Below are 8,775 nucleotides of genomic sequence, written 5' to 3' on the forward strand. Positions count from 1 at the left end.
CTCATAATATTTTTCCGATATTTTCTTCATTGAAATTAAAGAAACAGTAAAATCATTCATTATGTTATATAATTGATTGTTTTCTTCCATTAAATTAGACCTCATATATATATTTATTATAAGTTTACTAAATATATATAATAAGTAAAGTTTTATTATTAATTTAACTCTTACATAAATCTAATACTCCACAGTTACATACCCTGTAGCGTTAACTTTTATAAGCCTCGAAAAAATATAAAGGATAACCAACTTAATGGCTATCCCTCTATTACTTTATCCAGCAAGTTATCAATATAATTGTGTATAGTACTTCTACCTCTATCGAATACTTTACACATATCGTTGACCGTTCTACCCTGTAGCATCATAAAGAAAATGTGTATCTCTTTTTCTGTCCCCACTCTTAATACTTTATCCATTATGTTATTGATACCAGCGACATCGCTTATTTGTGTGTACTGCTGTACTATCGCATCAAAACTCATACCCGTATCACTTTCAATGTCAAAAAAATCGTTATCGCTAGTATCTAGATCATCAACATCTATCAGCTTGTGTACTTTATGATAATTCTTTATATAATTCTTTAATGCTTTACGTTCACACGATGCCAAGTTCTGCACCTATTCTTTCAAGTATTAATTTCTTGTGCTTGTTTATAGTTCGTTTTGATACATGCATCACATCTTCAATAATATCTATCGGCTCACATTCCCACCATAACAACTTAAATAACTGCTGGCTAGGTAAATCTAAAGCGTTGTACACCTTTGATATAGCGTTCACGATACGCCTAACATTATCTATATACTCTCCCTCTGTTCCAGGATGATAATGTAGCCATTCTGCTAATGAATGATACTGCTTTATTCTAAGTTCGATAGTTTTATAATCATGTTCGGTCAATGGAAAAAACATTATACAGAAAGCACCTCTCTTTGCGTGTGTAACGCCTGTTTTACTTGTTGTGTATGTTTGTATATATTTATTAAACGTTCGCTCTCTCGTGCCTTATTACGCTCTATACGTGCGTCGTTCGTTGCCTGGTATAAGTCATGCTTTAAACGTTCAATCACTTTAATATTGCCATATCTTCCGTTACTTGATAGGTAACGTTTAACTTCCCTTTGTTCGTCTTTAGAGTACTTATATAAGCACGTTTTTAATATATGCATATTTCTATTACTTTTCTTTTTATAACGATCTAATGCCTGTTTCTGCTCGATTATCCAACAAGCTAATGTTTCTACTGGCGTTCCAATAGTTATAACACCTAATACATCGCTACAAGTCGTGTGACTTACTGAAAGATGATACATTTCATTTATCTGCATCGACATATAGGCTACATTTAAGCGTATTGTCACTGGTGAGAAGTCTCTCAATAACTGATATTCTGATAACTTGCCATCACTTTTATATGTGAATGTGTGTTCTGCTCTTATTAACTTCATCGGCTCACCTCTTAATATATCTTTTTAATGATGCTGGTATTTGTTTCATCCACTTGTTTCCTGCAATATCTTGATAGTGCTTGTATTGTCTGTAGTACTTCATATAATTGTGCCATGAAATATTGTTGTGTTTTGTTGGGAATTGAGTTGCAAAGCCATTATCTAATCGGAATTTACTATCTACTAACATCCCGTAATACAACATCTTGTGCAATTCATATTCCCACTTTGTTTTAGTCGTCTGTTGTGATAAATAATTGAAGTTCCAGCACTTACGACAAGCCAACACTTTACCGAATAGACTATCACCATTTAGATAGTAGGGGTTGACCGTATAAAGCACGTTACAACGTTTCTTACATTTAGGACAAATAATAAATGCACGAATACCAAAGCCTACCTGCATCCCTTCCATAGTTAAAAAGTGCCTATGGTTGTTTACGAATATTGTTTTATTGAAATACCCTAATACTGCATCCTTAGATTTATCATGTATAGATACTTTGCAAAATGCTAATTCGCTTAATTTAGTCACCTCAACACCTCCCTAAAACACCTAAATAATAAGTAAAAATTAACTTTTATCACTCCCTTAAGGTATATCATCAACAATGACTGTAGCGTTAGGATGATTTGTATTTATATATTTTTCTGTTTCTTCGTTCATGATGCTATCAACGAACACAACACTATTTGTATTTACTTCTTGCTTATCTATCCATAGACCGTAACGCTTACCTAATAACTCGGCTGATCTAATGCGTGCGCTCGTGTCTGCTCTCTTTTCTATCGTCTTTAGTTCCTGCACACCTTTACCAACTGATAATGGTAAAACTTCTATATCTTGTTGCTGTCCTCTTAATACACTTGTAAGGTACTCCAACACTTCTTGTTGTTCTGCAATTTTATTTGATTTCAACAAATTTAACCTCTCATCTATATATTGTTTTATTCTCGTATTTTCTAGCATAATATGGCTGTTTGTTTTTGCGTACTTCTCACTATATCCAGCATTTATACATGATTTATGAGTATTACCACTAATAATATATTCATCTGCAAAACGCCTTTGTCTTTCTGTTAGTTTCATCTTTTCACATCCTTAAATAGTATTAAAGACCAGCACACCGATAACGGTATGCTAGTCAGTGTTTTTATTGCTGTTCAGCTTGGTATTGTTTTAACTTACTTTGTACATAGTATTCAGGGAACACATCGCGACTCACAATATTTGTGAGTATATCTCGTCTGCCTATATCGTGAAAATGTCCGCCACATTCTACATTTAATGCATAATTATATGTTTTATGTTGATAAGAAATTTCTTCTAGTTGTTTCTTTTTGTTTTCTACTTCTACCCTGGCTTTTAAATAATCTGTTAAAACATCATCATGTTCTTTTCTGTACTCATCTTCTAAACTGTTTGCAATTATAGATATTTCTTTCCATTTCTTAATAATAACTTCATCTTCATTCAGTAGTTTCATACTTTCTAAACGCTTATTTTTAGTTTCATATTCTTTTCTTTTGCTTTCATGACTAACAAATAATGCATCTGCTTTATCTTGTTCACCGTTTAATATAAGTGCGTTGTACTCATCTTCAAAATTTTCAAATTCACGTTTTAGATCGTTAATATCTTTTTCAAGATTATTCTTATCATCCATAAAACTATAAATTTCTGATTTAATCTTTTCTATTTCCTGTTTTTTCTCTACAATTTTACTCATTGTTTAACCACCTTTTTTATTGGAATAAATGTATATTGTTTTTAATTGCCTCTTGTCTTTCCTGGTCATCTTCAATAGCTAGTATTTCTTTTTTTGTAATAGTTGGAATTGTTGCCTCGTCTAATTCCACCGCTTTATATAACTGTTCTTTCATATCTGTTGGAATACTTAATAAATTGATTGCGTTCTTAATATTGTTAAAGTGCATATTATTATCCTCTTTTCATTTTTTATTAGTAGTAAGCCAGGAGGGTAACCCTCCTAACTACCATTATTGCTTTCTTGCTTTTTCTAACTCTCTTATTACTTCCAATCTATCCCCTATACTGCTAACTCTTGAATATAGAGATGCTTTAGCAAAATAAAAATCTTCTTTACTTCTACAATAAAAGTAACCATTTCTTAATGAATTACTAGCCGACCCGATAGGCTCTTTAAATATCACAACTAGATCATTGATGATAATGTTCAACTGTCTAAAGTACGTTGTGTCTTTACCAAGTAATGCGACAATCTGCTTTCTCGTGATTGCATCATCTTTACATTCCTTAATGATATTTAATACATCCAAGTGTTCCTGGCTCATCTTTGCATCTAGTTCTAAAGTTTCTTGTTTTAACAATTTTTTGCTCTCCTTTTTCTGATTGTTTTTATATGACAATTCTAAAAAGAAGGTGATCCAATACAATATATAAGGGTATCTAAGTCTTATATAAGGTGAGGGGGTATCTAATCCCCTCTACATATCTAGTTTAATCACATATAATGTTTAGGTGACTTCGTACCCTGTAGCTTAAATGCATGTACGGGATGCATACATAAATCTTTTATACACATAATCATGTTTTGGTATCGTTATTAATCTAAGGAGTGTTCATAATAACAGTGAATTACCAACGGAAATGGTAAAAAAATGACATACATCAGACAGTTTAGCCACTTAATTATGCTTTGGTGGGTTACGTTACTTATACATAACAATGAGGTATGTTTTTATATATCCTGTCCCCTCATCAAAATCTCCATCCTGCACCTCGTTTATGAGTTGCTACACTTTATACTATTACTGTAGTTATTATCACAATACTGTAGCACCTATAAACCCTATAACAACGGTCTTTATTTAACTTTTTGCTACAAAACTACAGAAATTTATAAAGTTAGTTTAATGTTTACTTCTCTTCTCTTTACCTAGTGTTATTTTTTGTAATTAACTTAATAAAATAATGTAGTAACGTAGCAAAAATCTTTCAAAGTCTTGATATGACTAGGTTTATTCATGCTACATTACCAACATTAGAAATGTAGTTTTTCTTTAAAACTGTAGCTTTTTAATTAACTGCTTTAATTCTGTTATTCTGATATGAACGATAAGGTTTATCTCGCTTTACATCATAAGTGACATGTTCTCGTTTTGCTAATCGTGATATTGTTGTGATGTGAATATCTGAAGTAATTCTTCTAACATTTCCACCATCCCACTCATCCGGTAAATACCTTTCAAATTGTTGCTTAAACTTCCGTTCGCTTAAAGGTTTATAGTTGTTTCTATCACAGAAATTCTCATAAACCATATAAACAAAATCTTGTGGTAAATATTTAATGCTAAATTCTTTATTCCATTCATCAAATACTGCAACCTTAAAATCGTAAACGGGGTCATTATCTGCCATGAATGATGTCATCTTTTCTTGTGATGCTTTAGGTATTATGAAGTTTGCAAAGTCCATTTTTATTGCTTTAAATAATGCATATTCCAGTACTGCTTTATCTTTAATGTATGTGTCTTTGATGTTTCTGTTCTCTACTGATCCATTAAAGTCTGCATTGAATGGTACAATTAATATTCTTCGTAAATTACCATGCGTTTTATCTTTAAAACGTGGCATCCCGTTTGTAGATTGAATGACAGTACAATAAAAGTTTGTGCTGTAAGGTTGTTTTCGTTTAAATTCAACAAGTACCGGGTCTCCAGTAACTACTGATTTGAATGTACTAGAGTCATCGATGTAAACCCCTACCGGTACATCATCTCCGATACATACCGTTTTACCGAAAAGAACACTTGTTCTAAACTGCTTTTCAAATTCATCTATTTTTAGATATGCTACATTCTCGCCACCGACAATATATTTTATAAAGTCTTGGTACGTGCCTTTTGAGTTATTCCCCTCACCTACAAGAAAAATAGCTTTCTTCCTTGTGTAATTACCGTTTAGACTGTCGTTAACTACCTGCCATAATAGAGTTTCAATTTCATCATCATAACAAGCGATTTCTCTTATCCATTCATCTACATCCCAACCATCTATAATAGGTTTAGGAGCGTTCTCAACGTAGTTTGTATTTACTTTGGCAGTAAATATATAATCACTGTTAAATGGCTCTAGTACGCCTGTAGCACGGTTATAAATACCATTCCCTACTGGTATCAAGTGGGGTTGTTGTGTCTTTTCACGTATGTTTGCACGGTTGCGTATATGGTATATTACTTCATCGGCTCTATTGTTATTGAGTGATGGTTCTAACCAGGATAAATGTTTTTTGATAATTCCATAGTTTTGCGTGTATATGCCATCAGTTTCAAGATACATTGCAATCTTGGTATGTTCTTCATTATCAAAGAGTACAAACGGTATCTCTTTCATAATCAGACTGCATACAAGCCACGTTGGTAATGCTTTAGGCTTGTTGCCATTTTTACCCTCGCGAGTCCAAATATCAATTAAATTATTGAGTTCAACTTCTCTAATTCTTATCAGTCGTTTTCTTAACGGTAATTCTTTCAGTTCTTCAACTTCTTGTGCATCCTGCTCTGCTTGTTGTTGTACTTCATTTAATAGATTATCTATAATACTTGTTCACCTCGTCTTTTTGTTTCTATTTTGACGACTGATTTAATAATTGTGCTTAATTCTTTTTCACTTAATGGATCTATAAGAGAATTATTCCAGTGCTGGATAAGTGCTACCGTAACTTTTAAAGGAATATACCGTCTTAACAACAAGCCTACTAACGAAGTACAAGCGTTATTTCTTCCCTCTCCCTCTTTTAGTTGTCCGTATGCTATATCCCAATGACTATCATCTCGCTTATAAGCGTTATTCATATCAGTTGGTTTCTCTTTATCCATGTATTGCTTTAAGCCACTTATAAGGGTGTCTGTGTCGATATAAGAGGTGTCTTGATACTTAAATATAAAATCTGTATCATCTGACTGTTTCACTGCTCGTGCCATACATTGAGACCATGTAAACGATTTTTCATCTACTTTGACACCTAGCTGTTTCTCAAAGAATTTGATAGCTGGCTTGTAATACTCTTTTTCTATCGGTTTACTTAATGGAATGATTAATCTAAAACGTGGCTTATCTACTCTGTGACTGAATGTACTGTATAAGATATAAGAGAATGAAAACATATTCTCAATATCCTCAACTATGCTTGTGTCTGCTGGTAGATCATCAATATCTAATGCAAGTGCATGACGATTAAGCACGTTCTCATCATTCCTATGTGCATCTTTCATTTCGCCCAATATATAAGTTCCGTTGCTAACTTTGTCATCTGATACTTTAACATCTGATAAGTATTTAACTAGCTCTTTAAATGTAAGTGCTTTTCTTGTTAAAAATGAGTTAGAATAAAGATTTTTGTAGTGATTTACTTTAATATGTGGTATAATTTTTATATTAGAGTTATGACTCAATAGCATTGACTCTCACTTTCATATATAATATACAGTTGAGTAATTTCATTATTACTCGTTCGTTGCTGGTAACACTTCGTTAGTTTGGTCGCTACGATGAGTGTTATCGGCTTTTTTTATTTCATCTTGTAGTCTCTCCAATGATTTCCACACATCACTGATCACTGTTGAAAGGATAAATAAGTCCTGCGTTTGTTCCTCTGCCATCATTCTTAATGTGAAATCTTCTGCAATCCATTGTTGCTCTAATCTATCTTCTGCATCTTCCAAATTGCTAAATACTAAATTATTAAGTGCATCTACCTTTAATTTGAGACTTTTCACATCTACTAATACATCGTTTAAATTTGTCATTTACTTTTCCTCCATATTTACTATTTCAACTAATTGATTACTAACTGCTTTAGCGACAACTCGCGCATATTCCAAAGGCTCTAACTCTACTTGAAAGATAGTGTTATCCAAAGTGATTGCTGTCTCAAATAAATCTGCATCATTATCAGAAATTGTTTCTAAAACATCTGCTAGCTTGTAAATTTCTTTGATTTGTTGTTCTGTCATTTTACTTTTCCTCCAATGTTTTCAATTTTAATAATTCATAAGTTACTAAAAGCAACATTCCAAAGTAGAATATCGTTTGCATCTCAACATGATTTTTTGCGAACGTGTCGGCTACATATAGGGTGATAAGTGTATATGCGACCGTTTTAATAAGCGCGTTCATAATCCTACCTCCTACATCCATTTTTTATCCTTACTAGCTATATACTCATCCAGGACACGTAAACGCACTAACTGAAGTGTTGGCGATAAACTTACTCTAATATGTTCATATCCTGTTTCTTCTGCTGTTTGAATAATTCTTAAAGCAGTTGAGCGACTTACACCAAGATATTTCGGAATTGCTGACAACTTCGCATATTTCGGCTCAAAGTCTTTAATACCTGCATCATTCATGATTGTTTCATGTACTTTAGGTTCTAAATCCACGATTTTCATTTTTTGTCCTCCTATCAAGTCGGTTTGCGTCGGTTAAGTGTTAAAAAAAATATCATCTATTGTTACATCTAATAAGCCATTATTAATTAACAATTTTTTAAAAATCAACATTTCACTTTGCTTGAATGGTACTCTTCCTTTTTCTTTATTTCTATATGATTGCACGGAAATATTAAATTCTTTCGCTAGATCAGTTTGAGCTAAACCAATCATTTTACGATATCCAACAACTTTATTCATGTTCTCACCTCCTAACTATAACGCGTCGGTTTGCGTCGTTAGATATATTATTGCATATAACTTTCTAAAACGCAACCCTATTACGTCGGTTTACGTCGATTTTTCTTTTCTTTTTAATAAAAAAGTGCGATAATGATTTATATAAGTAGTACTTTAAGGAGGGTAAAAGTGAGTGACAATAACAATGAATTAGGAAAAAGAATAAAGAATATACGACTCTCATTAGGTGATAATATGAGAGAATTCGGACAAAGATTTAAAGGTTTCGAGGCATCCGATAGTATAGTTAGTAGGTGGGAAAAAGGGAAGTCTGTACCAAGTCCAGAAAGATTAAAACGTATAGCTGAATTAGGTAATATATCGGTTAATGAATTACTTTATGGAGATTTAAAAAGTTATATTATTAAAAATCTTGAAATTGATAAAGATAAAACCAGATTAGAAGAAATAAATGAGATGTTAAAACTTTATATAGTGGATAATGCACTTAAATATAATGTTTATCATATAATCAATAACGATAACTTTTTATATGAAGATGTTTTAAAATATCTCGAATTAGAAATCTATAATATTATTGATCAGATGATAAATAGTGGACGGGCTGTTATTGAAAAATTGAAAGAAAAAGATACAGAGT

Annotated in this window: 16 protein-coding genes; 1 reads left to right on the forward strand and 15 read right to left on the reverse strand. The window is 32.3% G+C overall.

Going from position 1 to position 8,775, the window contains the following annotated elements:
- Window positions 1-260: 260 nt before the first annotated feature.
- The 15 genes from CD152_RS09980 to CD152_RS10045 form a co-directional block, all read right to left on the reverse strand.
- A complete protein-coding gene (locus CD152_RS09980; RefSeq protein WP_103214735.1) occupies window positions 261-617 on the reverse strand; it encodes a hypothetical protein in 357 nt (118 codons plus the stop codon).
- Window positions 604-921, reverse strand: coding sequence for a hypothetical protein (locus CD152_RS09985; RefSeq protein ID WP_101140782.1), 318 nt, complete (start codon window positions 919-921; stop codon window positions 604-606). Before CD152_RS09985 ends, CD152_RS09980 begins: the two co-directional genes overlap by 14 nt.
- Entirely contained in the window at window positions 921-1,457 is a 537-nt protein-coding gene (locus CD152_RS09990; RefSeq protein ID WP_103214736.1) for a pathogenicity island protein, read from the reverse strand. Before CD152_RS09990 ends, CD152_RS09985 begins: the two co-directional genes overlap by 1 nt.
- Before the next feature lie 4 nt (window positions 1,458-1,461).
- Complete coding sequence (locus CD152_RS09995; RefSeq protein ID WP_103214737.1) at window positions 1,462-1,992, reverse strand: hypothetical protein; 531 nt, start codon at window positions 1,990-1,992, stop codon at window positions 1,462-1,464.
- Between the two features lie 57 nt (window positions 1,993-2,049).
- Entirely contained in the window at window positions 2,050-2,547 is a 498-nt protein-coding gene (locus tag CD152_RS10000) for a terminase small subunit (RefSeq protein WP_103214738.1), read from the reverse strand.
- A 64-nt stretch (window positions 2,548-2,611) separates the two neighbouring features.
- On the reverse strand, window positions 2,612-3,187 hold the full coding sequence (locus CD152_RS10005) for a hypothetical protein (RefSeq protein WP_101143443.1): 576 nt from the start codon (window positions 3,185-3,187) through the stop codon (window positions 2,612-2,614).
- 16 nt (window positions 3,188-3,203) lie between these two features.
- Entirely contained in the window at window positions 3,204-3,395 is a 192-nt protein-coding gene (locus CD152_RS10010) for a hypothetical protein (RefSeq protein ID WP_101041977.1), read from the reverse strand.
- Between the two features lie 63 nt (window positions 3,396-3,458).
- Entirely contained in the window at window positions 3,459-3,809 is a 351-nt protein-coding gene (locus CD152_RS10015) for a hypothetical protein (protein WP_103214739.1), read from the reverse strand.
- A gap of 709 nt (window positions 3,810-4,518) precedes the next feature.
- Window positions 4,519-5,835 carry a DNA primase family protein gene (locus CD152_RS10020; RefSeq protein ID WP_232237410.1) on the reverse strand — a complete coding sequence of 439 codons (1,317 nt, stop codon included), beginning with the start codon at window positions 5,833-5,835 and terminating at the stop codon, window positions 4,519-4,521.
- Between the two features lie 200 nt (window positions 5,836-6,035).
- Window positions 6,036-6,902 (reverse strand): primase C-terminal domain-containing protein, encoded by an 867-nt coding sequence (locus CD152_RS10025; RefSeq protein ID WP_103214741.1) that lies wholly within the window; start codon window positions 6,900-6,902, stop codon window positions 6,036-6,038.
- 45 nt (window positions 6,903-6,947) lie between these two features.
- A complete protein-coding gene (locus CD152_RS10030; RefSeq protein WP_103214742.1) occupies window positions 6,948-7,250 on the reverse strand; it encodes a hypothetical protein in 303 nt (100 codons plus the stop codon).
- Window positions 7,251-7,457 (reverse strand): hypothetical protein, encoded by a 207-nt coding sequence (locus CD152_RS10035; RefSeq protein WP_101140790.1) that lies wholly within the window; start codon window positions 7,455-7,457, stop codon window positions 7,251-7,253.
- A 1-nt stretch (window position 7,458) separates the two neighbouring features.
- Window positions 7,459-7,620 (reverse strand): hypothetical protein, encoded by a 162-nt coding sequence (locus CD152_RS11960; protein ID WP_157827323.1) that lies wholly within the window; start codon window positions 7,618-7,620, stop codon window positions 7,459-7,461.
- A gap of 11 nt (window positions 7,621-7,631) precedes the next feature.
- Window positions 7,632-7,895 (reverse strand): hypothetical protein, encoded by a 264-nt coding sequence (locus CD152_RS10040; protein WP_101041983.1) that lies wholly within the window; start codon window positions 7,893-7,895, stop codon window positions 7,632-7,634.
- 33 nt (window positions 7,896-7,928) lie between these two features.
- Window positions 7,929-8,135, reverse strand: a complete 207-nt coding sequence (locus CD152_RS10045; RefSeq protein WP_101041984.1) for a helix-turn-helix transcriptional regulator — start codon at window positions 8,133-8,135, stop codon at window positions 7,929-7,931.
- 168 nt (window positions 8,136-8,303) lie between these two features.
- Between CD152_RS10045 and CD152_RS10050 the strand changes: the two genes are divergently transcribed.
- Window positions 8,304-8,775 (forward strand): helix-turn-helix domain-containing protein (locus CD152_RS10050; protein ID WP_240592401.1); only part of this gene is annotated, 472 nt, incomplete at its 3' end.

Source organism: Macrococcoides caseolyticum (assembly GCF_002902665.1).
GTDB classification, from domain to species: domain Bacteria; phylum Bacillota; class Bacilli; order Staphylococcales; family Staphylococcaceae; genus Macrococcoides; species Macrococcoides caseolyticum.